The 24,921-nt window shown below is 67.7% G+C and carries 31 protein-coding genes; 25 read left to right on the forward strand and 6 right to left on the reverse strand.

The genetic code is table 11. The features are described 5' to 3' along the window. Positions 1–66 precede the first annotated feature (66 nt). From KVS69_RS10830 to murU, 3 genes are read left to right on the forward strand one after another with little or no spacing between them, the layout of a single operon-like run. Positions 67–336 carry a GlsB/YeaQ/YmgE family stress response membrane protein gene (locus tag KVS69_RS10830; protein WP_068849858.1) on the forward strand — a complete coding sequence of 90 codons (270 nt, stop codon included), beginning with the start codon at positions 67–69 and terminating at the stop codon, positions 334–336. A 58-nt stretch (positions 337–394) separates the two neighbouring features. Further along, the gene (locus tag KVS69_RS10835; RefSeq protein WP_217538047.1) at positions 395–1,420 is read left to right on the forward strand and encodes a phosphotransferase; all 1,026 of its coding nucleotides are present in this window, start codon (positions 395–397) and stop codon (positions 1,418–1,420) included. Further along, positions 1,417–2,118: an N-acetylmuramate alpha-1-phosphate uridylyltransferase MurU gene (gene murU, locus KVS69_RS10840; RefSeq protein ID WP_217538048.1), complete on the forward strand. Its 702-nt coding sequence runs from the start codon at positions 1,417–1,419 to the stop codon at positions 2,116–2,118. The genes KVS69_RS10835 and murU overlap by 4 nt, the downstream gene beginning before the upstream one ends. A gap of 75 nt (positions 2,119–2,193) precedes the next feature. On the opposite strand, the gene hda is transcribed toward murU, so the two are convergent. The 3 genes from hda to KVS69_RS10855 are packed head-to-tail and all read right to left on the reverse strand — an operon-like array spanning position 2,194 to position 5,191. Beyond that, positions 2,194–2,904, reverse strand: coding sequence for a DnaA regulatory inactivator Hda (hda, locus tag KVS69_RS10845; RefSeq protein WP_068849849.1), 711 nt, complete (start codon positions 2,902–2,904; stop codon positions 2,194–2,196). Beyond that, positions 2,901–4,070: an AI-2E family transporter gene (locus KVS69_RS10850; protein WP_217538049.1), complete on the reverse strand. Its 1,170-nt coding sequence runs from the start codon at positions 4,068–4,070 to the stop codon at positions 2,901–2,903. The genes hda and KVS69_RS10850 overlap by 4 nt, the downstream gene beginning before the upstream one ends. After that, positions 4,067–5,191 (reverse strand): DUF2066 domain-containing protein, encoded by a 1,125-nt coding sequence (locus KVS69_RS10855; protein WP_217538050.1) that lies wholly within the window; start codon positions 5,189–5,191, stop codon positions 4,067–4,069. The genes KVS69_RS10850 and KVS69_RS10855 overlap by 4 nt, the downstream gene beginning before the upstream one ends. 138 nt (positions 5,192–5,329) lie before the next feature. Here KVS69_RS10855 and purM point away from each other — a divergent pair, with 138 nt between their 5' ends. From purM to KVS69_RS10885, 6 genes are all read left to right on the forward strand, one after another. Further along, a complete protein-coding gene (gene purM / locus KVS69_RS10860) occupies positions 5,330–6,355 on the forward strand; it encodes a phosphoribosylformylglycinamidine cyclo-ligase (protein ID WP_208856136.1) in 1,026 nt (341 codons plus the stop codon). Between the two features lie 18 nt (positions 6,356–6,373). Then, complete coding sequence (locus KVS69_RS10865) at positions 6,374–6,832, forward strand: hypothetical protein (RefSeq protein WP_068849838.1); 459 nt, start codon at positions 6,374–6,376, stop codon at positions 6,830–6,832. A 9-nt stretch (positions 6,833–6,841) separates the two neighbouring features. Continuing rightward, positions 6,842–7,279: a hypothetical protein gene (locus tag KVS69_RS10870; protein WP_217538051.1), complete on the forward strand. Its 438-nt coding sequence runs from the start codon at positions 6,842–6,844 to the stop codon at positions 7,277–7,279. Then, entirely contained in the window at positions 7,276–7,962 is a 687-nt protein-coding gene (gene purN, locus KVS69_RS10875; RefSeq protein ID WP_217538052.1) for a phosphoribosylglycinamide formyltransferase, read from the forward strand. Before KVS69_RS10870 ends, purN begins: the two co-directional genes overlap by 4 nt. 67 nt (positions 7,963–8,029) lie before the next feature. Further along, positions 8,030–8,809, forward strand: coding sequence for a DUF3108 domain-containing protein (locus KVS69_RS10880; RefSeq protein ID WP_217538053.1), 780 nt, complete (start codon positions 8,030–8,032; stop codon positions 8,807–8,809). A gap of 2 nt (positions 8,810–8,811) precedes the next feature. Further along, positions 8,812–9,495 (forward strand): DUF3108 domain-containing protein, encoded by a 684-nt coding sequence (locus tag KVS69_RS10885; protein ID WP_217538054.1) that lies wholly within the window; start codon positions 8,812–8,814, stop codon positions 9,493–9,495. A gap of 120 nt (positions 9,496–9,615) precedes the next feature. On the opposite strand, the gene KVS69_RS10890 is transcribed toward KVS69_RS10885, so the two are convergent. The 3 genes from KVS69_RS10890 to KVS69_RS10900 form a co-directional block, all read right to left on the reverse strand. Then, complete coding sequence (locus KVS69_RS10890) at positions 9,616–9,927, reverse strand: hypothetical protein (RefSeq protein ID WP_068849825.1); 312 nt, start codon at positions 9,925–9,927, stop codon at positions 9,616–9,618. Continuing rightward, entirely contained in the window at positions 9,924–11,195 is a 1,272-nt protein-coding gene (gene murA / locus KVS69_RS10895) for a UDP-N-acetylglucosamine 1-carboxyvinyltransferase (protein ID WP_095363733.1), read from the reverse strand. Before murA ends, KVS69_RS10890 begins: the two co-directional genes overlap by 4 nt. Positions 11,196–11,268: 73 nt before the next feature. Further along, positions 11,269–11,502, reverse strand: a complete 234-nt coding sequence (locus tag KVS69_RS10900) for a BolA family protein (protein ID WP_068849819.1) — start codon at positions 11,500–11,502, stop codon at positions 11,269–11,271. Positions 11,503–11,555: 53 nt separating this feature from the next. Here KVS69_RS10900 and KVS69_RS10905 point away from each other — a divergent pair, with 53 nt between their 5' ends. The 16 genes from KVS69_RS10905 (at position 11,556) to KVS69_RS10980 (ending at position 24,382) form a co-directional block, all read left to right on the forward strand. Then, positions 11,556–12,557: a KpsF/GutQ family sugar-phosphate isomerase gene (locus tag KVS69_RS10905; RefSeq protein WP_068849816.1), complete on the forward strand. Its 1,002-nt coding sequence runs from the start codon at positions 11,556–11,558 to the stop codon at positions 12,555–12,557. A gap of 41 nt (positions 12,558–12,598) precedes the next feature. After that, complete coding sequence (locus KVS69_RS10910) at positions 12,599–13,147, forward strand: HAD hydrolase family protein (protein WP_217538055.1); 549 nt, start codon at positions 12,599–12,601, stop codon at positions 13,145–13,147. Further along, positions 13,144–13,704: an LPS export ABC transporter periplasmic protein LptC gene (gene lptC, locus KVS69_RS10915; protein WP_217538056.1), complete on the forward strand. Its 561-nt coding sequence runs from the start codon at positions 13,144–13,146 to the stop codon at positions 13,702–13,704. Before KVS69_RS10910 ends, lptC begins: the two co-directional genes overlap by 4 nt. A 65-nt stretch (positions 13,705–13,769) precedes the next feature. Further along, positions 13,770–14,330, forward strand: a complete 561-nt coding sequence (gene lptA / locus KVS69_RS10920; protein WP_210131804.1) for a lipopolysaccharide transport periplasmic protein LptA — start codon at positions 13,770–13,772, stop codon at positions 14,328–14,330. Continuing rightward, complete coding sequence (gene lptB / locus KVS69_RS10925) at positions 14,330–15,049, forward strand: LPS export ABC transporter ATP-binding protein (RefSeq protein WP_068849805.1); 720 nt, start codon at positions 14,330–14,332, stop codon at positions 15,047–15,049. Before lptA ends, lptB begins: the two co-directional genes overlap by 1 nt. 41 nt (positions 15,050–15,090) lie before the next feature. Further along, a complete protein-coding gene (locus KVS69_RS10930; protein WP_068849802.1) occupies positions 15,091–16,536 on the forward strand; it encodes an RNA polymerase factor sigma-54 in 1,446 nt (481 codons plus the stop codon). A 56-nt stretch (positions 16,537–16,592) separates the two neighbouring features. Next, entirely contained in the window at positions 16,593–16,916 is a 324-nt protein-coding gene (gene raiA / locus KVS69_RS10935; protein ID WP_068849799.1) for a ribosome-associated translation inhibitor RaiA, read from the forward strand. Between the two features lie 21 nt (positions 16,917–16,937). Continuing rightward, positions 16,938–17,393, forward strand: a complete 456-nt coding sequence (locus tag KVS69_RS10940) for a PTS sugar transporter subunit IIA (RefSeq protein WP_217538057.1) — start codon at positions 16,938–16,940, stop codon at positions 17,391–17,393. Next, positions 17,390–18,340 (forward strand): HPr(Ser) kinase/phosphatase, encoded by a 951-nt coding sequence (gene hprK / locus KVS69_RS10945; protein WP_068849794.1) that lies wholly within the window; start codon positions 17,390–17,392, stop codon positions 18,338–18,340. Before KVS69_RS10940 ends, hprK begins: the two co-directional genes overlap by 4 nt. Beyond that, positions 18,337–19,224 (forward strand): RNase adapter RapZ, encoded by an 888-nt coding sequence (rapZ, locus tag KVS69_RS10950; RefSeq protein WP_176472645.1) that lies wholly within the window; start codon positions 18,337–18,339, stop codon positions 19,222–19,224. The genes hprK and rapZ overlap by 4 nt, the downstream gene beginning before the upstream one ends. Before the next feature lie 75 nt (positions 19,225–19,299). Then, positions 19,300–19,692: a PTS fructose IIA subunit family protein gene (locus KVS69_RS10955; protein ID WP_068849788.1), complete on the forward strand. Its 393-nt coding sequence runs from the start codon at positions 19,300–19,302 to the stop codon at positions 19,690–19,692. Continuing rightward, the gene (locus KVS69_RS10960) at positions 19,685–19,954 is read left to right on the forward strand and encodes an HPr family phosphocarrier protein (protein ID WP_068849785.1); all 270 of its coding nucleotides are present in this window, start codon (positions 19,685–19,687) and stop codon (positions 19,952–19,954) included. Before KVS69_RS10955 ends, KVS69_RS10960 begins: the two co-directional genes overlap by 8 nt. 2 nt (positions 19,955–19,956) lie before the next feature. Further along, positions 19,957–21,726 (forward strand): phosphoenolpyruvate--protein phosphotransferase, encoded by a 1,770-nt coding sequence (gene ptsP, locus KVS69_RS10965; RefSeq protein WP_083214075.1) that lies wholly within the window; start codon positions 19,957–19,959, stop codon positions 21,724–21,726. Positions 21,727–21,872: 146 nt separating this feature from the next. Next, positions 21,873–23,234, forward strand: a complete 1,362-nt coding sequence (gene mgtE, locus KVS69_RS10970; protein WP_068849782.1) for a magnesium transporter — start codon at positions 21,873–21,875, stop codon at positions 23,232–23,234. Between the two features lie 13 nt (positions 23,235–23,247). Next, a complete protein-coding gene (locus KVS69_RS10975) occupies positions 23,248–23,514 on the forward strand; it encodes a hypothetical protein (protein ID WP_217538058.1) in 267 nt (88 codons plus the stop codon). 67 nt (positions 23,515–23,581) lie between these two features. Beyond that, entirely contained in the window at positions 23,582–24,382 is an 801-nt protein-coding gene (locus KVS69_RS10980) for a prolyl oligopeptidase family serine peptidase (protein WP_217538059.1), read from the forward strand. Positions 24,383–24,921 lie beyond the last annotated feature (539 nt).

Below are 24,921 nucleotides of genomic sequence, written 5' to 3' on the forward strand. Positions count from 1 at the left end.
CAGCGACGATGACGGACGCAGCCTGCCCTTGGTAGGCTGCGTCAATCTTCTGCGGGAAACAGCGCAATGAATGGTCTGTTCGGCAGCACCAGCTGGCTCTACATCATCCTGGTCGGCTTCGTGGTCGGCCTGCTCGGGCGCTTCGTGATGCCCGGCAACAACCGCATGGGCTGCCTGCTGACCATCGTGCTGGGCATCGTCGGCGCACTGGTGGCCGGCTGGTTCGGCCAGTACATGGGCTGGTATGCGCGCGGCGAACCGGCCGGCTTCATCGGCGCGATCCTGGGCGCCATTGCAGTGCTGGCCCTGCTCCGCCTGTTCAGCAGCAAGCGCTGAACGCACTTCCCCCCTTTATTCCCGAGCGCCGCAGGGCGCCGCTTCGACGTACCTGTCCATGAACGATCCTGCTTCCGACCCGCTGCGCGCCGAGCTTCGCCGACAGTGGACCTGCGCCGCGCTGGGCGACCCCGACCTGCACCTGGACCGGGCCTCGGTGGACGCCGGCTTCCGCAGCTACTGGCGCGCCACCAGCGTGCACGGCAGCCATATCGTGATGGATTCGCCGCCAGGGCTGGAGGATGTACGCCCGTGGCTGCGCATGCATGACCTGCTGGAACCCGCCGGCGTGCGCGTACCGCGCGTGCTGGCCCGCGACGAGGAGCAGGGCTTCCTGCTGCTGGAAGATCTCGGCGGCCCGACCCTGGCCCGGCACATCGATGACGCCAACGCCGACGCGTGGTTCGATGCCGCCTTCGCGCAGCTGATCCGCCTACAGCAGATTCCCGTTCCCGAGGGCATGGGGTCGTTCGGCGAGGCCCTGCTGCAGCGCGATGCCGAGCTGTTCGACGAATGGTTCCTACAGCGCCACCTGGGCCTGCAGCTGGACTGCGGTGAGCTTGAAACGCTGCAGCTGGCGCATCGCCGGCTGATGGACAACGCGCTGCAGCAGCCGCAGGTGCTGACCCACCGCGACTTCATGCCGCGCAACCTGATGCCCACCGAACCCGGCCCGGCCGTGCTGGATTTCCAGGACCTGGTACGCGGACCGATTGCCTACGACCCGGTGAGCCTGTTCAAGGATGCGTTCCTGAGCTGGCCGCTGGCGCGCGTGGATGCCTGGCTGGCGCGCTACCACGCGCAGGCGCTGGCGGCAGGCTTGCCGGTGCGGCCGTGGCCGCAGTTCCTGCGCGATGCCGACTGGATGGGCGTGCAGCGCCACCTGAAGATCCTGGGCCTGTTCGTGCGCCTGCGCGACCGCGATGGCAAGGGCCACTATTTCGCCGATGCGCCGCGTTTCATCCGCTACCTGGATGAAGTGCTGCCGCGCCATCCGGAACTGGCCGGGTTGAACACCCTGCTGCAGGAACGGATCAAGCCGGCGATGGCCGCGCTGGCATTGCCGGTGTCCAGCCGCGCATGAAGGCGATCATCTTCAGCGCCGGCAAGGGCGAGCGCATGCGCCCGCTCACGCTCACCACGCCCAAGCCGTTGCTGGTGGCAGGCGGCAAACCGCTGATCGTGTGGCACCTGGAGCGGTTGGCGGCGGCCGGTTTCAGCGAGGTGGTGATCAACACCTCGTGGCTGGGCGACCAGTTCGAACCCGCGCTGGGCAATGGGGATCGGTGGGGCCTGCGCCTGCATTTCATCGATGAAGGCGCGGTGCCGCTGGAGACCGGTGGCGGCATCCTCAATGCGCTGCCACTGCTGGGCGATGCGCCGTTCCTGGTGATCAACGGCGATGTGTGGACCGATGTGGATGTCGCCACGTTGCCACGGCAACCAGAGGGCGATGCGCACCTGGTGCTGGTCGACAACCCGGTGCAGCACCCGCGCGGGGATTTCATCCTGCGCGCGGATGGCACGGTCAGTGATGAAGGCAATGCACCGCGGCTGACGTACGCGGGCGTGGGGGTATTTCGCCCATCGATTCTCGATGGATGGCGCAGCGTGATCCGCAACACCGAAGGCGAAGCTGCAACTCCGCCGCAGTTTGGCCTGGCCCCGCTGATGCGCCACGCGATGGCAAACGGCCGGGTAACCGGGCAGCATCATCGCGGAAAATGGACCGACGTAGGCACGCCGGAACGCCTGGCAGATCTGGACGCAACCCTGCGGTAGGGTTGGATTCCGATCAACCGCCGATACCGCCCATCGGTGCGACAGACGCATGACCACGGCCGAAGCCGCGCGTCATCACAACCGGTGAGACCCTTCTTCCACCACCTGCCGCAGAAACGGCACGGTAATGCGACGCTGCGCGGCGAGCGACTCCCGGTCCAGCCAGTCCAGCAGGCTCACCAGGCTGCCCAGCTCGCGCCCGGTGCGGGTCAGCAGCCACTCGATGGCCGCCTCATCAATCGACAACCCCCGCCGCGCCGCACGCTCGCGCAGCACGGCCGCGCGGCCTTCGTCATCCAGCGGCTGCAGTACCACGCGCACGCACTGCTGCAGGCGCGAGCGCAGGTCCGGCAGCACCAGACCCAGCTGGTCCGGCGCGTGCTGCGCGGTGTACATCAAGGTGATGCCCGCACTGCGCGCGCGGTTATGGAAATCGAACAGCGCCACTTCGTCGTCGCGGTTGCCGGCCACCGCATCCAGCCCATCCAGCGCCACCAGGTCGCGGCCTTCCAGCGATTCCAGCGCAGCGCGGGTACGCCCCACCACCGCCTTCAGCGGCAGGTAGGTCGGCTGGCGCCCGGCCTGTTCGGCCAGCGAGCACATCGCCAGCGCCTGGTGGGTCTTGCCGGTGCCGGCCGCCCCTTCCAGGTACACCCAGTGTGGGTCGTCGCCCACGGCAATGGCGCGCAGCTGCGCCAGCGCACCATCGGGCGCGCCGATGAAGGTTTCCAGTCGCTCGTCCTGCGGGTAACGCAGGGCAAGCGGCAGCTGCGGCACTACGCTCACTTCAGGTCCGGGCCCTTCGGCGCATCGACGATCAGGGTCGGCTTGTCGATGTACGAATCAAGCACGATCGCGGTCTTCTCGCCGGCATACAGTTCGCTCTCGCGATAGCGCAGGTGCGCATAGCGCAGCAGCACGTTGCTCACCGCCGCCACCGGCAGCGCCAGCAGCATGCCCAGGAAGCCGAACAGCTGGCCACCGGCCATCACCGCGAAGATCACCGCCACCGGGTGCAGGCCGATCTTGTCGCCCACGATGCGCGGGGTGAGCACGTAGCTTTCCAGGAGCTGGCCCACGGTGAACACCACGCCGACCAGGATCAGCAGCTTCAGGTCGAAGCCCTGCGCCTGGACCAGCGCGGCCAGCACCGCCATGACGATGCCGGTGGTGGCACCCAGGTACGGAATGAAGCTGATCAGGCCGGCGATCAGGCCGATCAGCAGGCCCAGCTTCAGGCCCACCAGCGACAGGCCGATGGCGTAGATCAGGCCCAGCGCGACCATCACCAGGAACTGGCCGCGGATGAACGCACCCAGCACTTCGTTGGATTCACGCGCCAGCTTGGTGATGGTGCCCACATGGTTGCGCGGAATGGTCGAGGCAACCCGCTCGACCAGCTTGTCCCAGTCGCGCAGGAAATAGAACGCCAGGATCGGCAGCAGCAGGATGTTGACCACCCAGGTCACCATCGCAAAGCCGGAGCGCGACACGTAGCCAAAGAAGGTCTTGGCGAAGCCGCCGGCCTGTTCCCAATGGCTGCGCACCCATTCGATCAGCCGGTCCGGTTCCAGCCACGGCATGATTTCCATGCCGGTCTTCTGCTCGAACCACGGAATGCCCTTCTCCATCAGCCACTGCTGGGCCTGCGGAATGGCCGCGATCAGGGTGGAAATCTGGCGTTCGATCATCGGCACCAGGATCAGCAGCGCGGCGGTGATCACCAGCACCATCGCCACGAACACCAGCACCACGCCGGTGATGCGCGAGCGGCCGTTGGCCTCGATGCGGTCCACCAGCGGGTCGCCCAGCCAGGCCAGCGCCAGGGCCAGCACGAACGGGGTCAGGATCGGGGCCAGCAGCCACACCACCCAACCCACCGCCAGCGCGAACAGGATGTACTTGACGCGGCGCAGGAACTGCGCGATCTCGGCTTCCGGGGTGAGGATCATCGCAGGCGGTACTCGTTGCTGGCGGGCGGCGGCGGGGTGCCCGGGGCCGCGTCTTCGTCGATAGGCACGGGCAGCGGGGCCAGCGGCACGATCACGCCGTTCTCGCCCAGCATGCGGTTCAGCCCGGCCAGGCCGGCGGTCATTTCCAGCGACAGTTCCAGGCGGTTGCCCGAGGCGCGCAGCGGGGTGATGTTGCGCACCACCGGGTTCTCGCGCAGGCCGGCGGCCAGGCGCATGTAGTCCTCGGCGCTGTCCACCCCGGTCACGGCGATGGTGTAGGTGCCGGCCGCGCCGGTGGCCGCACCGGCCTTGGCGTAGCGCTTGACCAGCGCGTCAGCCGCGCCGTCGGCGCCGCTGGACATCGCGCGCCGGGCGTCACTGTCCTTCACGGTCCACTTGTTCAGTTCCTTGCCGCCGTCCACGAACACCCAGTCCGCGACCCAACCGCCGGTGCTGTCGCGGTAGAGCTTGCCGACCAGCTGCATCGGCGGGGCGTAGCGCGAGGAGGCACGGGCCACGGCCGCGGTGTCCTGGCGCAAGATCGAGCCGACCACGGCCTGCTCGGCGGCGCTGCCGGTCGGCAGGCCGAGCTTGAAGCCGCGCTCGATGGCCCGGTTCAGCAACGGCCGGGCCGCATTGGCCTGCTGCACCGTGACCAACCGCGGGCCGGACCCGTCATCGATGGCCAGCCAGACCACCGGCTTGGGCCGCGGCTGCGGCCACAGCGGCAGGCCCAGCGCGGAAATCAGCCCGTCCACGTCGTCCTGGCGGAACCGGGCCACCAGCATGGTGCGGTAGCTGGGGGCGCCGCTGGCCGAGGTGCTCTGGTCCTGGCGGTAGTCATAGCTGGCCACGTAGTTCTTCGCATCGCGCAGGGCCTGCATCACGCCCGGGCGGGACAGCACGCTGCGGTCGCCCGACAGCTTGGTCAGCACGTTGCCCAGCGCGCGGGCCAAGGCCCCGTTGCGGTCGGACTCGCCTTGGCTGTTGACCGGCACTTCGGCCTCGTAGGCCCCGCTGGCCGTGGCCACGTCGCCTTCGGTACGCAGGCCGCTCTGGGCCATCGTGGCCACCGGCAGGCACAGCGCGAGGAACATCATTACAAAGAGGCTGCGGCGCATCAGGACTTCCATTGAGCGTATCCGGGGGGAATTGTTGCCCGAATAGGGCCTGCGCGCCAACGTGGCCTGTTAAAATCCCGCTTTCACCCCAGCGCAGCGCCGACGCCCGTGACCAATTCCCCGTCCAACCCCTCCCCCCTGACCTACCGCGACGCCGGCGTCGACATCGACGCGGGCAATGAACTGGTCGAGCGCATCAAACCGCTGGTGAAGCGCAGCTTCCGGCCCGAGGTGATGGGTGGCCTGGGCGGGTTCGGGGCGCTGTTCGACCTCTCCAGCAAGTACCGTGAGCCGGTGCTGGTGTCGGGTACGGATGGCGTTGGCACGAAGCTGAAGCTGGCACAACAGCTGGGCCGCCACGACACGATCGGCATCGACCTGGTCGCCATGTGCGTGAACGACGTGCTGGTGCAGGGCGCCGAGCCGCTGTTCTTCCTGGACTACTTCGCCACCGGCAAGCTGGACATCGACACCGCCGCGGCGGTCGTGGGCGGCATCGCCAACGGCTGCACCGAGGCCGGCTGCGCGCTGATCGGCGGCGAAACCGCGGAAATGCCCGACATGTATGCCCCGGGTGAGTACGACCTGGCCGGCTTCACCGTGGCCGGCGTGGAAAAGAGCGAGCTGAAGGACGGCGCCAGCGTCGCTGAGGGCGACGTGCTGATCGGCATCGCCTCGTCCGGCCCGCATTCCAATGGCTACTCGCTGGTGCGCCGCATCTATGACCGTGCCGGCCAGCCGGCCGACCTGGAACTGGAAGGCGGGGTCAAGCTGGTCGATGCGCTGATGGCGCCGACCCGCCTGTACGTGAAGCCGATCCTGGCCCTGCTCAAGACTCATGGCGCGGCCATCCACGGCATGGCCCACATCACCGGTGGTGGCCTGACCGAGAACATCATCCGCGTGGTGCCCGACGGCCTGGGCCTGGACATCGATGCCTCGTCCTGGACCCTGCCGCCGGTGTTCCAGTGGCTGCAGAAGGAAGGCGCGGTGGCCGACAGCGAAATGTGGCGCACCTTCAACTGCGGCATCGGCTTCGTGCTGATCGTCGCCGCGGACCAGGTGGCCAGCGTGACCGCCGCCGTCGAGGCCCAGGGCCTGGCGCAGTGGACCATCGGCAAGGTCACCACGGCCGACGGCGCCGAACGCGTGCGGATCGGCTGACCGGCCAAGGAGACCTGCATGGACGCACCGCTCCCTCCCGCCCCTGCGCTGTCACTGGAAGACGCCTCGCACCTGAGGCTGTTGTCGATCTTCCATTACGTCGTGGCCGGCCTGACCGCGCTGTTCTCGCTGTTTCCGCTGATCCATGTGGGCATCGGCATCGCTGCGCTTAGCGGTGCGATGCCCATTGAAAGCAATGGCGGGGCGGCGTCGCCTGATGAAACCCGTCTGTTCGGCTGGCTGTTCATCGTGATCGGCTCGGTGCTGATCCTGTGCGGGCTGACCCTGGCCGGCTTCATGGCGTATGCCGGGCGCTGCCTGGCCCGCCAGCAGCGGCATACGCTGTGCCTGGTCGTGGCCGCCTTGTCGTGCATGTTGATGCCGCTGGGCACGGTGCTGGGCGTGTTCACCCTGATCGTGCTGTTGCGGCCGGCGGTCAAGGCCGCCTTCGACGCTTCCCCCACTGCCCACGCCTGAGGCCTGCCGATGTCTTCCACACCCCCGCCGCTGAACTTCCCGCGCGGCTGGACACCGCACCAGGTCGCCTCGCACCTGCATACGCTGAAGATCCTGTTCTACATCCTGGGCGTGCTGGAACTGCTGCTGGTGCCGATCCTGCTGCTGGGCGCCGCCGGCGGCTACATCAGCGAAAGCAACAGCGCCAACCCCAACGCCCAGCCGGCCCTGCTGGCGGCGATCATGGTCGGCGCCGGCGCCATCTTCGCCGGTCTGGGTACCTTGAACATCCTCGGCGCGCGGCGCATGGCCGAGCGCCGTGCGCACAAGCTGTGCAAGATCGCCGCCGGCGCGGCCTGCCTGGCCGGCGCGCTCGGCATCGCGCTGGGCGTGTATGCCCTGATCGTACTGATGCGCCCGGAAGTGGTGGCCAGCTTCGCTGCCACGGACGGCGCGGTCGCGGCATGACGTCGGCCAGCAGCACCGCGTCAGGAGGGTCGCGCAGCCGCATCGCGGTATTGGCATCCGGTCGTGGCAGCAACCTGCAGGCCATCATCGATGCCATCACGGCCGGCACGCTCGACGCCGAAGTCGTTGCGGTGTTGTCGGACAAGCCGGAGGCCTCGGCACTCCAGAAAGTCGCGCCAGAGCGTCGCTGGGCGCGCTCGCCCAAGGACTTTGCCGACCGCGCCGCCTTCGACGCCGCGATGGGCGACGCGCTGGCCGCCTTCGCGCCGGACTGGGTGGTCTGCGCCGGTTACATGCGCATCCTCGGCGAAGCCTTCGTGCAGCGTTTTGCCGGCCGGCTGGTCAACATCCATCCGTCGCTGCTGCCGCTCTACAAGGGCCTGCACACCCACGCCCGCGCGCTGGAGGCCGGCGATGCCGAAGCCGGCGCCAGCGTGCACTTCGTGGTGCCCGAACTGGACGCCGGCACCGTGCTGGCCCAGGCGCGGGTGCCGGTACTGCCCGGCGATACCGCCGAACAGCTGGCCCAGCGCGTGCTGGCGGTGGAGCACCCGTTGCTGATCGCCAGCCTGCAGTGGCTGGTGGCCGGCCGCGTAACTGAACGCGACGGTCAGCTGGAGGTTGACGGCCACCCCCTGTTCAGTCCCCTGCGCCTAGATTGCGCCGGACAGCTGGCCCCCTGACTGCGGCGCACACGCGCCGCTGACCCGGCCGCTGGCATCCTCCCCTATCCCCCGCATCCGCGCGCGCATGAAAACCACTCTGTCCAAACCGCTGGTGCTGCTCGCCTCCCTGCTGTGCACGATGGCGATCGCGCAGGCGCAGGAACCCACCCCGCCGGAACTGCCGGTGCTGCCGCCACCCAGTACCTGGGAGGCACCCGCGCTGGAGCCGTTCACCGCCACCTACCAGGCCCTGTACAAGGGCAAGGAAGCCGGCGATGCGACCATGCGCGTCACCCACACCGGTGGCGACCAGTGGCGCGTGGACATGCAGGTGGTGGGCCGGCGCGGCTTTGCCAGCGTGCTGGGCCTGAACATTGAACAGAGCACCGTATTCGAGAAGCACGGCGCCACCTATGTGCCGCTGAGCCAGGCGACCGTGCGCAAGGGCCTGTTCATGGGCAAGAAGGTCACCGGCACCTACGACTGGAAGACCGGTACCGCACAGTGGGTGGGCGACCTGAAGAAGGAACGCACCCAGCCGGTTCCGCTGCAGCCGGGCGACCAGAGCGCACTGCTGCTGAATCTTGCGATCATGCGCGATGCGCGCCCGGGCGGGCAGATGCATTACCGTTATGCGGACATGGGCAGGGTGCGCCAGCATGACTACCAGGCCGCACCGGACACCGAGAACGTCGAGGTCGGCGAGCTTTCCTACAACGCGCTGCGGGTGTATCGCACCAACGGCGGCAACGATGAAACCATCCTCTGGATCGCCAACGGGGTTCCCACCCCGGTGCGCATCCTGCAACGCGAAGACGGTCAGGATCGGATCGACCTGCGCCTGATCGAATACCAAGGAGTTTGAGCATGAGCATTCCGACCCGCCCCCTGTCCTGGATCGCAGCCGGCGCGCTGGCCGTAGCGAGCCTGCCGGCCATGGCTCTGCAGCCATTTACCGCCGAGTACCAGGCCAACTACATGGGCATGCAGGCGCCCGGCAAGATGACCCTCAAGCAGGTCGACGGCAACAAGTGGCAGTACAGCCTGGATGTCAGCAACCAATTGGCGACCCTGAGCCAGAACACCACGTTCGAGGAAGCCAATGGCGCCCTGCGCCCGCTCAGCAGCCGGGATCGTTCGATGGTGCTGGTCAAGAAGCGCAACGTGGAAGCCAACTATGACTGGTCGAAGAAGCAGGCTACCTGGACGGGCGACATCAAGCCGGACCGTGCCGGACCGGTCGCGCTGAAGGTGGGTGACATGGACGCGCTGCTGATCAACCTGGCCATTGCCCGTGATTTCGCCGCAGGCAAGCCGCTGACCTACCGCATGGTCGACGAAGGCCGGATCAAGCCGATGACCTACAAGGTGTCGGGCACCGAGAACGTGACCGTGGGCGGAAAGACCTACAACGCCACCAAGGTGACCCGTGTGGACGGCAACAAGGAACAGATTGCCTGGGTGACCAAGGACATGCCGGTGCCGGTACGGCTGCTGCAGCGCGAAGGCGGCAAGGACGCGCTGGACCTGACCATCAAATCGTTCAAGTGATTGCGCGGGTACCGACCAACGGTCGGTACCTACCACCGGCATTGAGACATGCCGGCGGCATCGCCGGTAGGTAACGACCGTTGGTCGATACAAAAAAACGCCCGCGACTGCGGGCGTTTTTTATTTCGCCGGTGTTTCGGCCTGGAACACCGTCTTGCAGTCCACGCGGATCTGCTCGCCGGTCTTGCGCCAGTAGAACGAACGGCAATGGCGGTTGCCTTCCACGGTGGTGGTCACCCCGACCGCGTAGAACGCCTGCAGCACCTCGGTGCGGCTGACCGTGCCATCGCCGTTCCAGTCCATGTCCTGCTGTTCCAGGCCCTGGGTGATGGCGATATCGGCATACCAGGCATAGCCCAGCCAGCCCAGCACCACCAGCACGAGGATCAGCAGCGCCTTGCGGCGGCGGGTGAACTGGCCGCGCAGGATCATGCGATGCGCCGGATGGTGGCGCCCAGCGACGACAGCTTCTCTTCGATGTTCTCGTAGCCGCGGTCCAGGTGGTAGATGCGGTCGATGGTGGTGTCACCGTCGGCCATCAGCCCGGCCAGGATCAGCGAGGCCGACGCGCGCAGGTCGGTGGCCATCACCGGCGCGCCGCTGAGCTGTTCGGCACCGCGCACGATCGCGGTATGGCCTTCCACCTGGATGTCCGCGCCCAGGCGCAGCAGTTCGTTGACGTGCATGAAACGGTTTTCGAAGATCGTTTCGTTGATCACGCCCACGCCATCGGCCACGCAGTTGAGCGCCATGAACTGCGCCTGCATGTCGGTCGGGAACGCCGGGTACGGCGCGGTGGTCAGGTTGACCGCGCGCGGGCGCTTGCCCTGCATGTCCAGGGTGATGCTGTCGTCGGTGGTGTCGATCTTCGCACCGGCTTCGACCAGCTTGGCCAGCACCGCGTCCATCGTGTTCGGGCGGGCACGGTTGACCGTGACCTTGCCGCCGGTCATCGCCGCAGCCACCAGGAAGGTGCCGGTTTCGATGCGGTCGGGCAGCACTTCATGGCGGCCACCGGACAGGCGCTCGACGCCTTCGATCACCAGCCGGGCGGTGCCCAGGCCTTCGATCTTCGCGCCCAGCGCGATCAGGCAGTGCGCCAGGTCGGTGACTTCCGGCTCCATCGCCGCGTTGTCCAGCACCGTGGTGCCTTCGGCCAGCACGGCGGCCATCAGCACGTTCTCGGTGCCGGTCACGCTGACCATGTCGAAGGTGAAGTGCGCGCCCTTCAGGCGCTTGGCGTGCGCCTTGATGAAGCCGTTCTCGACCACGATCTCCGCACCCAGCGCCTGCAGGCCCTTGATGTGCTGGTCAACCGGGCGCGAGCCGATCGCGCAGCCGCCGGGCAGCGACACTTCGGCCGCGCCGAAGCGGGCCAGCAGCGGGCCCAGCACCAGGATCGAGGCGCGCATGGTGCGCACCAGCTCATACGGGGCCACATGCTGGTTGACCGGGCGCGGGTCGACCACGATCGCGCTGCCGCGCGACAGCGTGCCCTGGTCGATGGTGACCTTGGCCCCCAGCTCGCTGAGCAGCTTCACCGTGGTCACCACGTCATGCAGGTGCGGCACGTTGGTGATTTCCACCGGCGCATCGGCCAGCAGGGTCGCGCACAGGATGGGGAGGACGGCGTTCTTGGCGCCGGAAATGTTCACTTCACCGTGCAGCGGCTTGCCGCCGGTCACTACGATCTTGGCCATGGAGTCTACTTGGGGTGTGGTAGCGCCGACCGTTGGTCGGCTGGATGGTCGAAGGCAACGGGTACTTCGGCGATCAACCGGCCACTTCGGCCGGGGTCACCGTCTTCAGCGCCAAGGCGTGGATCGCCCCGCCCATGAGATCGCCCAGGGTGGCATAGACCATCCGGTGGCGCGCCAGCGGCATTTTGCCGGCAAAGGCGTCGCACACCACGGTGGCCTCGAAATGCACGCCGTCATCGCCCTGCACGTCCGCGCGGGCGCCCGGCAGGCCGTCTTCTATCAATTTGCGGATGGTCTCGGCGTCCAACGGGCTTTCCTAATAAAATGTGCGCTCATTCTACTCTTCCGCGTGGCGCCCGCATGGCTGTATCGCCCCTGCCCCCCTCATCGGCCGACCCGGCCGCGCTGGTTGCCAGCGGCCGCCGCGTGTTCGAGATCGAGCGCGATGCCCTTGCCGCAGTAGCCGAACGCCTGGGCGAGGGGTTCAGCCAGGCCTGCCAGCTGGTGCTGGAAAGTCGCGGCCGGGTGGTCGCCACGGGCATGGGCAAGTCCGGCCACGTGGCCCGCAAGATCGCCGCCACGCTCGCCTCCACCGGCACCCCGGCGTTTTACGTGCACCCCGGTGAGGCCGGCCACGGCGACCTGGGCATGATCACCGAGGCCGATGTGGTGCTGGCCCTGTCCTATTCGGGCGAATCGGACGAAGTGCTGATGCTGCTGCCGGTGCTCAAGCGCCAGGGCAACCGGCTGATCGCCATGACCGGCCGCCCCGGATCGTCGCTGGCGCTGGCCGCCGACGTGCACCTGGACGTGAGCGTGCCGGCCGAAGCCTGCCCGCTGGCCCTGGCCCCGACCTCCAGCACCACCGCCTCGCTGGCGATGGGCGATGCGCTGGCGGTGGCCCTGCTGGACGCGCGCGGCTTCACCGCCGACGATTTCGCCCGCTCGCACCCGGCCGGCAGCCTGGGCCGGCGCCTGCTGCTGCACATCACGGATGTGATGCACAGCGGCGACGAGCTGCCCCAGGTGGGCGAGAACGCCAGCCTGAGCGAGGCGCTGGTGGAAATGAGCCGCAAGCGGCTCGGCATGACCGCCGTGGTCGATGCCGGCCAGCGCCTGGTGGGTCTGTTCACCGACGGCGACCTGCGCCGCGCCCTGGACAGCGACCTGGATGTGCGCAGCGCGCGCATCGTCGACGTAATGACCCGCACCCCGCGTACCATCGGCGCCGACCAGCTGGCCGTGGAAGCGGCCCGGGTCATGGAAACCCAGCAGATCAACGGCCTGATCGTGGTCGATGGCGAGGGCCGCGCGGTTGGCGCCCTCAATATTCATGACCTGTTGCGGGCCCGGGTGGTTTAAACCACAGTGACACTCCTCCATTCAGCTGACCTGCGCTCCTGATGCCCTACTCCCCGCTGCCCGGTTTCCCGTCCCACCTGCATGCCGTTGCCGGCCGTATCCGGCTGGCCTGTTTCGACGTGGACGGCACACTCACCGACGGTCGGCTCTACTACGACCGTGATGGCAACGAGAGCAAGGCGTATTACGTGCAGGACGGACTTGGCCTGAAACTGCTGCAGCAGCACGGCATCCACCCCGTGTTGATCACCGCGCGCAACAGCCTGTCGGCGCAGAAGCGCGGCGCCGACCTGGGTATCGACACCCAGATCGCGGTCGGCGACAAGCTGGCCAGCGTGCGCGCCCTGTGCGACCAGCACGGCATCGGCCTGGACCAGGTGGCCTTCATGGGCGATGACCTGCCCGACCTGGCCCCGCTGTGCGCGGTCGGGCTGGCGGTGGCGCCGGCCAATGCCCATCACTGGATCGCCGAGCGCGTGCACTGGCAGACCCGCGCCGATGGCGGCCGTGGTGCCGCACGCGAGCTGTGTGACGTGCTGCTGGCCGCGCAGGGCCACGTGGATGCTGTCCTGGCGAGGTTCGGCGCATGAACTGGCGTACCGCACTGGGTGGCCTGCTGCTGGTGGCCGCGTTGTTCAGCGGCTGGTCCCTGCTGCGCGATCGCGACAAGGCCGAGATCGTCGCGGGCGACGATGCCAGCAAGGACTATGTGCTTCACGATTTCCAGATCATCGCGCTGGACGAGCAGGGCCGCGAATCGACCACCCTGCGCGCACCGCTGCTGGAACGCACCCGCAGCGACGAGACCATGACCATCCAGACCCCGCTGTTCCTGCTGCCCGACCGCGACGGCAACCACTGGGAACTGCGCAGCGACACCGGCTGGGTCAGCGCCACCGGCGACAAGCTGCGGCTGACCGGCAACGTCAGCGGCGACAGCCCGCGGGTGCCCAGCATTCCCCCGACCACGTTCCGAACCGAGCAGCTGGACGTGTTCCCGAACGAAAACCGCGCCACCTCTGATGGACTGGTGACCCTGACCCGACCGGGCATGACCCAGTCCGGCGTCGGCTTCGCGCTGAACTCCAGTGACAAGACCTACCAGTTCCTGAGCCAGGTCAAGAGCCGTTACACGCCCCGTCAGTGATGCGCCACCACACTTCAACAACGGCCTTGGCCGTTTCCCCGAATCCGGCAGGAAAGCCCCACGTCATGAAAACCCTCCACGCTGTTGCCCTAGCCCTCAGCCTGATGGTGCCCGCCGTCGGCGTGCAGGCCAAGACCTCCGACCGCAACCAGGAAATGACCATCGACGCCGGGGCACAGTCCGGAACGCTGGTCGGCGATGGCGTCACCACCCTGTCGGGCGGCGTCACCATCACCCAGGGCACGCTCGACATCCGCTCCGCCCAGGCCGACATCCACATGAAGGACGGTGAAGCGGTGCGTGCGGTGTTCACCGGCAAGCAGGCCAAGATGAAACAGCAGCTCGATGACGGCACCTGGATGGAAGCCCAGGCCGACAAGATCGACTACGACATCAAGAAGGAAATCATCGTGCTCACCGGCAACTACACGGTCAAGAGCGCGCAGGGCACCAATTCGGGTGGCACGATGACCTACAACACCGCCACCGGCCAGATGAACAGCGGCGGCGACGGACAGCGCGTGCGCACGGTCATCCCACCCAAGAACAAGGGTGCCGCCCCGGCCGCCAAGCCGGCGGCCGCCCCGGCCAAGGCCACCGTCCCCACCGCCGGGAGCAAGAAGTAATGCTCGTCGCCAAAGGTCTGCGCAAGCGCTACAAGCAGCGCGAAGTGGTGAAGGAATTCGGGCTGACCCTGGACGCCGGTGAAGTGGTCGGCCTGCTCGGCCCCAACGGTGCCGGCAAGACCACCTGCTTCTACATGATCGTGGGCCTGGTCGAGGCCGACGCCGGCAGCATCGTGCTGGACGGCAAGGACATCACCGCCGACCCCATGTACACCCGCGCCAAGCAGGGCGTGGGCTATCTGCCCCAGGAACCGTCGGTGTTCCGCAAGCTCACCGTGGCCGACAACCTGCGCCTGGTGCTGGAACTGCGCGAGGACCTGGACAAGGCCGGCCGCGAGAAGGAGCTGAATTCGCTGCTGGACGAGCTGCAGATCAACCACGTGGCCGACCAGCTGGGCGCCAGCCTGTCCGGCGGTGAGCGCCGCCGCTGCGAAATCGCCCGTGCGCTGGCCGCCAAGCCGCGCCTGATCCTGCTCGACGAGCCGTTCGCCGGCGTCGACCCGATCTCGGTCGGCGAAATCCAGCGCATCGTGCTGCACCTCAAGCAGCGTGGCATCGGGGTACTGATCACCGACCACAATGTGCGCGAAACCTTGGGAATCTGCGACCGCGCGTATATCCTCAACGAAGGCAGCGTACTGGCGCAGGGGGCACCAGACGCGATCCTGGAAAACGCAGACGTCCGCCGCGTGTACCTTGGAGAGACCTTCAAGCTCTGACCGCCGGCCGCTGCAGCGCCTTCCCTCCGTTCGGCACAGGCATGAAAGCACGGCTGCAGACATCGCTGGGACAACAACTGGTCATGACGCCGCAGCTGCGTCAGGCCATCAAGCTGTTGCAGATGTCCAGCGCCGAACTGGAGCTGGAGATCGCCGAGGCGGTGGAAACCAACCCGCTGCTGGACTGGGCCGAGAACGCCGAACCCACCCTGGATGCCGCGCCGGACAGCGATGAGCGACCGCCCGAAGTGGCCGAACGCGACAATGGCGGCGACGGCGATTCGGCCCCCTCCGGCGCCGATGACTGGGCCCCCGGCGAAGGCGACTGGAGCAGCGGCAGCAGCGGCGGCTCGTTCGACGATGACGACAACGGCAGCGCCGCCGAGCGCGTGGCCGAGACCGAAAGCCTGGCCGACCACCTGCTGTGGCAGCTGCATCTGTCCCACCTGTCCCGCCGCGACCGCAGCATCGGCGCAGCGCTGATCGACGCGTTCGAGGACGACGGTTACCTGCGCGAACCGCTGTCGGCCATCGCCGAAACCCTGCTCCCGGCCATTCACGCCGATGAAGCGGAGATCCTCACCGTGCTGCACCAGATCCAGCGCTTCGACCCGATCGGGGTCGGCGCGCGCAGCCTGGGCGAATGCCTGCAGCTGCAGCTGGACGTGCTGGACCCGCAGACCCCCGGCCTGGCCCTGGCCCGGCGCATTGCCGACGGCCCGCTGGAGCGCCTGCCGCGCAGCGGCGTGGCCGGCATTGCCCATGAACTGCGCGAGCCGGTGGAGGCGGTGGACACCGCCGTGCAGCTGCTGCGCTCGCTGGACCCGCGCCCGGGCACCCAGATCGGCGAACTGGCCCACGACAGCTACGTGGTGCCCGACTGCGTGGTCTGGCGCCAGAACGGCAGCTGGCGGGCCGCCCTGGCCGGCCATGCCGGGCCCAAGGTGGTCATCCACCGCGGCTATGAACAGATGATCCGCCGCTGTGGCGAAAGCGACGCCGGCTACCTGCGCAGCCACCTGCAGGAGGCGCGCTGGCTGCTCAAGGGCCTGGAGGCTCGTGGCGAGACCCTGCTGCGGGTCATGCGCTGCCTGCTGCAGCAGCAGGCCGCCTTCCTCGAGTTCGGCGCCCAGGCCCTGCGCCCGCTGACCCTGCGCGAGGTGGCCGGCGAACTCGGCCTGCATGAATCCACCATTTCCCGGGCCATTGCCCGCAAATACGTGCGCACCCCGCGCGGCACCCTGGCGCTGCGCGCCTTCTTCGCCTCGGGGATCGACACCGACAGCGGCGGCGAGGCCTCCAGCACCGCCATCCAGGCCATGATCCGACGCCTGATCGACGACGAGAACCCGCGCAAGCCGCTTTCTGACGCCAAGCTGGCTGACCTGCTCAAGACCTCGGGAATACCGGTGGCGCGCCGCACCGTGGCGAAGTATCGTGAAGCCATGAACATTTCCGCCTCGCACGAACGAGTACGCATCGCCTGACGCTCACACGCCTGGCGGCAAGGTTCATTGGCTCATCCGAACAAAGGAGAAACCCGATGCGCATCGAAACGTTTGGCAAAGATGTCGAAGTCACCCCGGCCCTGCATTCCTACGTAGAGGAGAAGCTGGCACGGATCGGCAAGCACTTCGATCAGCATTGCGACGCGCGGGTCACACTGAAGCTTCAGAAGCCCGACCACCACGTCGACGCCAGCGTGAACATCCCCGGCCAGACCCTCCACGCCGAAGCCAACGGCCAGACCATGTATGCGGCCATCGATGTGCTCGCCGACAAGCTGGACCGGCTGGTGATCAAGCACAAGGAGAAAAAGCACCAGCACGCCCCGGTTCCGGCTCCCTTGGGCGACAATGACGCCTGACGCCCCCGCTCCCCCCTTTCCATGCCTTTGAATGATCTACTGGCGGCCGTGCGCACCCAGGTGCTGCCGGCCGCTGATCGTGACAGTGTGCTCAAGGCAGCCGCCCGGCTGCTGGCCTGCCGCGAAGCCAACGCCGAGCTGCTCTACACGAACCTGCGCGAGCGCGAGACCCTGGGCAGCACCGCCATCGGCCACGGCATCGCCATTCCCCACGGCCGCGCCCCGCTGCTGGAACGCCCCCGCGGGGCGCTGTTGCGGCTGGAGACCCCGGTGGACTTCGGCGGCGGCGATGAACCGGTGGACCTGGTGTTCGCCATCGCCGTGCCCAGCCACTACACCCATCAACACCTGATGCTGCTGTCCGAGCTGGCCGAGCTGTTTTCCGAGCCGGCCATCCGCCAGGCGCTGCGCGAAGCGCGCGATGCGGCGGCACTGCGCCAGGTGATCGAATTTCCCCCGCCGGCGAGCGCCGCATGAATACCAGCATCACCGCGCGTGAACTGTTCGAGCAGCAGCGTGACCGCCTGAGCCTGCGCTGGGTGGCCGGGCAGAAGGGCGAGCGGCGCGAGCTGGAGGCCGGCAACACCGTTTCGCGGCGCCCGTCGCTGGCCGGCTACCTCAACGCCATCTACCCCAACAAAGTGCAGATCCTGGGCACCGAAGAGCTGTCCTGGCTGGATTCGCTGGATTCGCGCCAGCGCTGGGAAACCATCGAGCGGATCATGCAGTCGCACCCGCTGGCGCTGGTGATCACCCGCAACCAGCCCTGCCCGGAAGACCTGCGCGCGGCGGCCGATGAATCGCAGACCCCGCTGTGGATCTCGCCCAAGCGCGGCCACGAGCTGCTCAACCACCTCTCCTACCACCTAGCCCGGACCCTGGCGCCGCGGGTGATCCTGCATGGCGTATTCATGGAGATCTACTCCATCGGCGTGCTGATCACCGGCGAAGCCGGTTCGGGCAAGAGCGAACTGGCGCTGGAACTGCTCAGCCGCGGCCACCGCCTGGTGGCCGACGATGCGCCCGAGTTCACCCAGATCGCCCCGGACGTGCTCGACGGCACCTGCCCCGAGCTGCTGCAGGACCTGCTGGAGGTGCGCGGGCTGGGCGTGCTCAATGTGCGCGAGATGTTCGGTGACACGGCGGTAAAGAAGAACAAGTACCTTCGGCTCATCGTGCACCTGACCAAGCCCATGACCGAACCCACGCCCCATGGTTACGAGCGCCTGACCGGCGATTCCGGCACCCGCCACGTGCTGGACCTGGACGTGCCGCTGATCACCCTGCCGGTGATGCCCGGCCGCAACCTGTCGGTGCTGACCGAGGCGGCCACCCGACTGCACATCCTGCGCACCAAGGGCATCGACCCGGCCGCGATGTTCATCGCCCGCCACAGCAACCTGCTGGAACGCCGTACCCCATGAACGCCGCCGCCGAACCCACCGCCGCCACCCTGATCATCGTCAGCGGGCTGTCCGGCTCCGGCAAGACGGTGGCGCTCAAGACCTTCGAAGATCTCGACTACTACTGCTCGGACAACCTGCCGATCAACCTGCTGCCCGACTTCGTGCGCAGCCTGCTGGCCGGCCACGATGCCGACGCCCCGCGCCGCCTGGCCGTGGGCATCGACGTACGCGGCCAGAGCGACCTGAGCCAGCTGTCGCACTGGCGCGAAGACGCCCAGGCGGCCGGGCTGGACGCGCAGCTGCTGTTCTTCGATGCCACCGATGAAGCCCTGCTCAAGCGCTACGCCGACACCCGCCGCCGACACCCGCTGAGCCAGCTGGGCCTGTCGCTGCCCGAAGCGATCGCGCGCGAGCGCGAACTGACCGCCCCGCTGCGCCGCGCCGCCGACGCGGTGATCGACACCACCACCCTCAACGTGCACCAGCTGCGCCGCAAGGTGGTGACCGAGTTCGCGCTCAGCCACGGCAACAAGCTCTCGCTGCTGTTCGAATCGTTCGCCTACAAGCGCGGCGTCCCGGCCGAGGCCGACTTCGTGTTCGACGCCCGGGTACTGCCCAACCCGCACTGGAACCCGGAGCTGCGGCCGATGTCCGGGCGCGAAGCACCGGTGCGCGAGTACCTGGACAGCCAGCCGGACGTGCAGAAGTACGTGGACCAGCTGATCGACTTCCTGGATACCTGGCTGCCCCGCCTGGGCAACGACACCCGCAGCTATGTCACCGTGGCCTTCGGCTGCACCGGCGGCAAGCACCGCTCTGTGTACCTGGCCGAACGACTGGCCCGGCATGCGCGCGACCAGGGCTGGCCGGAAGTGGCTACGTTCCACCGCGAACTGGATTGATCAAAGCCAACGGACCAACGGTCCGTTGCTACCGTGGTGTATCCCCAATTCATGTTGGGATGTTAACGTTCGACAATGACCTGTGGCATTCTCCTTGTAACGCATCCCGGCGTCGGCACGTCCCTGCTGGACGTGGCGACCCGACTCCTGCGGCACCTGCCGCTGAAGACCGAAGCTTTCGAAGTACCGTTCGACGCAGACATGGATGCCCTGCTCCCGCTTGCCTCGGCCGCCCTGCGGCGCGTGGACAGCGGTGAGGGCGTTTTGATCCTGACCGATCTGTATGGCGCCAGCCCGAGCAATCTGGCAGCGCAGCTGGCCCGCCTGGGCACCCCGGCACGCCGGGTCTCGGCGCTGAGCCTGCCGATGTTGTTGCGAGTGATGAATTATCCGGAACAGGGACTGGATCAACTGCCCGCCACTGCGGCGGCGGGCACTCGCAATGGAGCGATTGTCGACGATGCTTGAACGTGAACTCACCGTATCCAACCGCCTGGGCCTGCACGCCCGCGCCACTGCAAAGCTGGTGCAGGTGCTGGCGCCCTTCCGCTGCAACGTGACCATGGCCGCCAAAGGCCGTGAGATCAACGCCAAGAGCATCATGGGCGTGATGCTGCTGGCCGCCGGCCAGGGCACCCCGGTCACCGTGCGCATCGACGGCGAAGACGAAGCGGCTGCCATGGACGAAGTGGTGGCCCTGTTCGAGCGACGCTTCGACGAGGACAGCTGAGCATGCCGGGGCCACCGTCGCGACCGGGTTCCAGCACACCGGCACGGACCGCGTCCGGTGCCCTGCTGCTGGCCGGACACGGGGCCTCGCGTGGCAATGCCCTCGGCCGCGCCCGGGTGCGCCTGCCGCATGCCCTGGAAGTCGCCGAACAGCGCATCGCCCCGGCCCAGGTGGCGGCCGAACTGCAGCGCCTGCACCTGGCGGTGGACGCGGCCCGCGCCGAAATGCACGACCTGCGCCAGCGGCTGCAGGGTGCACTGAACCAGGAAGTGGGCGAATTCCTCGACCTGCACGCGCTGCTGCTGGACGACCCCGAACTGCTGTTCGGCCTGGACGAGCTGATCCGCAGCGGCCCGTACAGCGCCGGGTATGCGCTGCGCGTGCAGCGCGACCGCCTGGCCAAGGTCTTCGATGGCATGGACGATGCCTACCTGAAGAGCCGCATGGACGACCTGGACCATGTGATCGGCCGCATCCATGCCTTCCTGCAGAAACGCCCGCCGGACGTGAAGGGGCTGGCCGGTGAAATCCTGGTCTGCGACAACATCGCGCCTTCCGAGCTGGCCCAGCTGCAGGCGCATGGCGTGGTCGGCATCGTCACCGCCGCGGGCAGCGCACTCTCGCACAGCGCGATCCTGGCGCGCAGCCTGCACCTGCCGCTGATCGTCAACGTTCCCAACCTGCTGCAGAAGATTTCCGACGGAGACGTGCTGGGCATCGACGGCAGCACCGGCCAGATCACCGTCAACCCGCTGCCGCCGGACCTGCGCGATTACCGCGCCCGCCTGCGCGACCAGGCCCGCGAGCAGCGCGAGCTGGGCCGCCTGCGCAGCAAGCCCAGCCGCACCCGCGACAAGGTGGAGATCGCGCTGCTGGCCAACGCCGAATCGCGCGAAGACGTTACCGAGGCGCATGCGCTGGGCGCGCACGGGCTGGGCCTGTACCGCACCGAATTCCTGTTCCTGCAGCGCGATGAGCTGCCCGACGAACAGGAGCAGTTCGAAACCTACCGCGATGCGGCGCTCGGCATGAGCGGGCGACCGGTGACCATCCGCACCCTGGACCTGGGCGCGGACAAGGCCGACCGCACCGGCCTGACCCTGAGCAACGAAGAAAACCCCGCACTGGGCCTGCGTGGCGTGCGCCTGTCGCTGGCCCGGCCGAAGGTGGCCGATACCCAGCTGCGCGCGATCCTGCGGGCGTCGGCCTACGGCAAGCTGCGCATCCTGCTGCCGATGGTCAGCACCCGCGAGGAGCTGCTGGCGGTGCGCCGGCGCTTGAACAAGCAGGCCGAGCTGCTGCGCGCCGAGGGCCACGAAGTGGCCGAGCACATCCCGTTCGGGGCGATGATCGAAGTACCGGCTGCGGCGATCGCGCTGGAAAGCTTCATCGACCTGGTCGACTTCCTGTCGATCGGCACCAACGACCTGGTGCAGTACCTGCTTGCCGCCGACCGCAACAATGAAGCGGTGGGCGAGCTGTACTCGCCGCTGCACCCGGCGGTGCTGCGCCTGCTGGCGCACATCCTGCGCACCGGCCGCGAACACGAGGTGCCGGTGGCGGTGTGCGGCGAGATCGCCGGCGACCCGCGCATGACCCGCATGCTGCTCGCGCTCGGCCTGACCGAGTTCAGCCTGCACCCCGGCACGCTGCTGGAGGTGCGGCGCGCGGTGCGCGACAGCGATCTGTCCGAACTGCAGGCCGCAGCACCAAAGCTGCTGGCCGCACGCGACCGGCGCAGCATCGAGCGCTGGATCGACACAAACCAATGAACAGCCCGGTAGGTCACGACCGTTGGTCGTGACGCGCTGACCTACCGGTTTGTCATGCATCCAAGCGATAATGACGCGGTGACCACCCCCTCTGCCGCATCCTGTCCGGGATAGCGGCCTTTTTTCTTTTGCCGCGGGAGCTGTGCATGGCCGAAGCCGTACGCCACGACAAGACGGCGCGCCAGTTGCGACTGTTGTCCGATGCACTGGACAGCGGGCGGCTGGGTCCGGTGCGCCGGCTGGTCAATACGCTGGCGCCGGCCGAGATCGGCAACCTGCTGGAATCGCTGCCGCCGGGCAAGCGCGAAGTGGTGTGGGGGCTGGTCGACCCGGAAGACGATGGCGAGGTGCTGGTCCACGTCGGCGAGGAAGTGCGCGAAAGCCTGCTGGCCGACATGGACCCGGACGAAATCATCGCCGCGGTCGAAGACTTGGACATCGATGACCTGGCCGACCTGGTCGAAGACCTGCCCGATACGGTCATCGACGAAGTGCTCAAGTCGATGGACCGCGAGAACCGCGAGCGGCTCGAGCAGGTCCTGTCCTACCCCGAGGACAGCGCCGGCCGCCTGATGAACCCGGACGTGGTGACCGTGCGCGCCGACGTCAACGTGGACGTGGTGCTGCGCTACCTCCGCCTGCGCGGCGAACTGCCCGACCACACCGACCACCTGTTCGTGGTCAGCCGCCGCCACCAGTACCTGGGCCGGCTGTCGCTGGCCTCGCTGGTGACCCACGAGGACAGCACCCCGATCAACCGCCTGATCGACGACGAGCAGCCGGCGATCGACGTCGGCGAAAGCGCCGACGAAGTGGCCCGGCAGTTCTCCGACCATGACTGGGTGTCGGCGCCGGTGGTGGACGACAACAACATCCTGCTCGGCCGCATCACCATCGATGACGTGGTCGACATCATCCGTTCGCAGGCCGAGCACCAGGCCTTGGGCGCGGCCGGCCTGGACGAAGAAGAAGACCTGTTCTCCCCGATCAAGCGCGCCGTGCGCGGCCGCGTGGTGTGGCTGGGCATCAACCTGTGCACCGCGTTCCTGGCGGCCACGGTGATCGGCCAGTTCGAGCTGACCCTGCAGAAGGTGGTTGCGCTGGCGGTGCTGATGCCGATCGTGGCCGGCGTCGGCGGCAACGCGGCGGTGCAGGTGCTGACCCTGATGGTGCGCGGCATCGCGCTGGGCCAGGTGGGCCAGAGCAACGCGCGCATCCTGCTGTGGAAGGAATCGCGGGTGGCGCTGATCAACGGCACCCTGATCGGCACCGTGGTCGGCATCATCGCCTACCTGTGGTTCCACAGCTTCCTGCTGTCGCTGGTGATCACCCTGGCGCTGATCATCAACTTCTGTGCCGCGGCGCTGGCGGGCGTGCTGCTGCCGCTGCTGCTCAAGCGCATGAACGTTGACCCGGCCGTGGCCGGCACCGTGGTGGTGACCGCCGTCACCGACGTCATGGGCTTCTTCAGCTTCCTGGGCCTGGCCACCCTGATCCTGCTGCACTGACCGGTTCACCGACATGGCCCTGACTCTCGACAACTACTTCGTCCCCGGCTGGCGCGACCAGACCCACACCTGCCCCGCCTGCGAATGGAAGGGGACCTCGCGCGAGATGAGCATGGAATTGCACGAGGACGAGGCCGAGTTCGATTGCCCCCAGTGCGAGAACCCCATCCTGCTGGTGGTCCACCCCAGCCTGGCCCAGGTGCAGGCCGCCGCCGCCGACGGCCACCCGGAGGCGATCGAACAGCTGGAGATCCTGGCTTCGGTACCGCGCGCGGACTGATGCACTGCAAGATGCCTGCGCCGACGTCCGCGCCTAGACTGAAAACGATTTCAGCCGAGGAAAGACAATGGCACGACAGCGCGCGGCGTGGTGGATGTGGGTGGTGGCGGTGCTCGTCATGAGCGGCTGTGCCACGACCCGCGTTGCGGACAAGGGGCACTTCGTTGAGCGCAGCGTCACCGTGGACGGGCGGGTGTCGCGCTACCAGGTATTCGTGCCGCGCGATGCCAAGGCGCAGCGCGGCGCGTTGCCAGTGGTGTTGTTCCTGCATGGATCGGGCGAGCGTGGCAGTGACGGCCATCGCCAGACCACCGCCGGGCTGGGCCCGCACCTGCGCGACCACGCGCGCGACTTCCCGGCACTGGTAGTGTTGCCGCAGGCACCGGAAGACCAGGAATGGTCGGGCATCAACAACCGCATCGCGCTGGCCGCGCTGGATGCCACCATCGCCGAATTCGGTGCCGATCCTGCGCGGCAGTATCTCACCGGCATGTCGATGGGCGGCTACGGCAGCTGGAACATCGCGCTGGAACACCCGGACCGTTTCGCCGCGATCGTGCCGGTGTGCGGCGCGGTGCTGGCGCCGCGCGCAGTGCGGGCGTCATTGTTCGTGGAGTCCGTGGCGGACGAAGCCGATCCCTATGCTGCCATCGCCGAGCGCCTCAAGGCCACGCCGATCTGGATGTTCCATGGGGCACTGGACGATGTGGTGCTGCCCGCCGACGACAGGAAATTGAAGGCCGCGTTCGATGCCGCCGGCGCCGACGACGTGCGCTATACCGAGTACCCGCAGGGCAACCACAACGCGTGGGATGCGACGTATGCGGATGCGGCGATGTGGGATTGGCTGTTCGCGCAGCGGCGGTAGCGCCGGCCGTTGGCCGGCTGCTTTTCGATCCGGGTCATGGACGTCTGGTGGGTGGCTTCGGATCGTATAAACGCCGGACGAAACGCGGGGGCCGTGTGTTTCCGCCTTTGGATACTTGGGCCGCGCTGCGCGCGGTTTCCGGCCAACGGCCGGGGCTACGAATTTTTATGGGCCCATTGGGATTGGGGTCAATCGACCGTGGGCTTCGGATCGTGTAAACGCCGGACGGATGATCGGTGGCGGTGGTGATACCGCCTTCGGATGCTTGGGCCGCGCTGCGCGCGGTTTCCGGCCAACGGCAGGGGCTACGAATTTTTATGGGCCCATTAGGATTGGGGTCAATCGACCGTGGGCTTCGGATCGTGTAAACGCCGGACGGATGATCGGTGGCGGTGGTGATGCCGCCTTCGGATGCTTGGGCCGCGCTGCGCGCGGTGTCCGGCCAACGGCCGGGGCTACGAATTTTATGGGCCCATTAGGATTGGGGTCAATCGACCGTGGGCTTCGGATCGTGTAAACGCCGGACGGATGATCGGTGG

This window comes from Stenotrophomonas sp. GbtcB23 (assembly GCF_019091045.1).
Classification (GTDB): domain Bacteria; phylum Pseudomonadota; class Gammaproteobacteria; order Xanthomonadales; family Xanthomonadaceae; genus Stenotrophomonas; species Stenotrophomonas rhizophila_A.

Coding starts and splice junctions, on each gene's coding strand:
- KVS69_RS10830 (WP_068849858.1), top strand. CDS start 67: ATGAATGGTCTGTTCGGCAGCACCAGCTGGCTCTACATCATCCTGGTC.
- KVS69_RS10835 (WP_217538047.1), top strand. CDS start 395: ATGAACGATCCTGCTTCCGACCCGCTGCGCGCCGAGCTTCGCCGACAG.
- murU (WP_217538048.1), top strand. CDS start 1,417: ATGAAGGCGATCATCTTCAGCGCCGGCAAGGGCGAGCGCATGCGCCCG.
- KVS69_RS10850 (WP_217538049.1), bottom strand. CDS start 4,070: ATGATCCTCACCCCGGAAGCCGAGATCGCGCAGTTCCTGCGCCGCGTC.
- KVS69_RS10855 (WP_217538050.1), bottom strand. CDS start 5,191: ATGCGCCGCAGCCTCTTTGTAATGATGTTCCTCGCGCTGTGCCTGCCG.
- KVS69_RS10865 (WP_068849838.1), top strand. CDS start 6,374: ATGGACGCACCGCTCCCTCCCGCCCCTGCGCTGTCACTGGAAGACGCC.
- KVS69_RS10870 (WP_217538051.1), top strand. CDS start 6,842: ATGTCTTCCACACCCCCGCCGCTGAACTTCCCGCGCGGCTGGACACCG.
- purN (WP_217538052.1), top strand. CDS start 7,276: ATGACGTCGGCCAGCAGCACCGCGTCAGGAGGGTCGCGCAGCCGCATC.
- KVS69_RS10880 (WP_217538053.1), top strand. CDS start 8,030: ATGAAAACCACTCTGTCCAAACCGCTGGTGCTGCTCGCCTCCCTGCTG.
- KVS69_RS10885 (WP_217538054.1), top strand. CDS start 8,812: ATGAGCATTCCGACCCGCCCCCTGTCCTGGATCGCAGCCGGCGCGCTG.
- KVS69_RS10890 (WP_068849825.1), bottom strand. CDS start 9,927: ATGATCCTGCGCGGCCAGTTCACCCGCCGCCGCAAGGCGCTGCTGATC.
- murA (WP_095363733.1), bottom strand. CDS start 11,195: ATGGCCAAGATCGTAGTGACCGGCGGCAAGCCGCTGCACGGTGAAGTG.
- KVS69_RS10905 (WP_068849816.1), top strand. CDS start 11,556: ATGGCTGTATCGCCCCTGCCCCCCTCATCGGCCGACCCGGCCGCGCTG.
- KVS69_RS10910 (WP_217538055.1), top strand. CDS start 12,599: ATGCCCTACTCCCCGCTGCCCGGTTTCCCGTCCCACCTGCATGCCGTT.
- lptC (WP_217538056.1), top strand. CDS start 13,144: ATGAACTGGCGTACCGCACTGGGTGGCCTGCTGCTGGTGGCCGCGTTG.
- lptA (WP_210131804.1), top strand. CDS start 13,770: ATGAAAACCCTCCACGCTGTTGCCCTAGCCCTCAGCCTGATGGTGCCC.
- lptB (WP_068849805.1), top strand. CDS start 14,330: ATGCTCGTCGCCAAAGGTCTGCGCAAGCGCTACAAGCAGCGCGAAGTG.
- KVS69_RS10930 (WP_068849802.1), top strand. CDS start 15,091: ATGAAAGCACGGCTGCAGACATCGCTGGGACAACAACTGGTCATGACG.
- raiA (WP_068849799.1), top strand. CDS start 16,593: ATGCGCATCGAAACGTTTGGCAAAGATGTCGAAGTCACCCCGGCCCTG.
- KVS69_RS10940 (WP_217538057.1), top strand. CDS start 16,938: ATGCCTTTGAATGATCTACTGGCGGCCGTGCGCACCCAGGTGCTGCCG.
- hprK (WP_068849794.1), top strand. CDS start 17,390: ATGAATACCAGCATCACCGCGCGTGAACTGTTCGAGCAGCAGCGTGAC.
- rapZ (WP_176472645.1), top strand. CDS start 18,337: ATGAACGCCGCCGCCGAACCCACCGCCGCCACCCTGATCATCGTCAGC.
- KVS69_RS10955 (WP_068849788.1), top strand. CDS start 19,300: ATGACCTGTGGCATTCTCCTTGTAACGCATCCCGGCGTCGGCACGTCC.
- KVS69_RS10960 (WP_068849785.1), top strand. CDS start 19,685: ATGCTTGAACGTGAACTCACCGTATCCAACCGCCTGGGCCTGCACGCC.
- ptsP (WP_083214075.1), top strand. CDS start 19,957: ATGCCGGGGCCACCGTCGCGACCGGGTTCCAGCACACCGGCACGGACC.
- mgtE (WP_068849782.1), top strand. CDS start 21,873: ATGGCCGAAGCCGTACGCCACGACAAGACGGCGCGCCAGTTGCGACTG.
- KVS69_RS10975 (WP_217538058.1), top strand. CDS start 23,248: ATGGCCCTGACTCTCGACAACTACTTCGTCCCCGGCTGGCGCGACCAG.
- KVS69_RS10980 (WP_217538059.1), top strand. CDS start 23,582: ATGGCACGACAGCGCGCGGCGTGGTGGATGTGGGTGGTGGCGGTGCTC.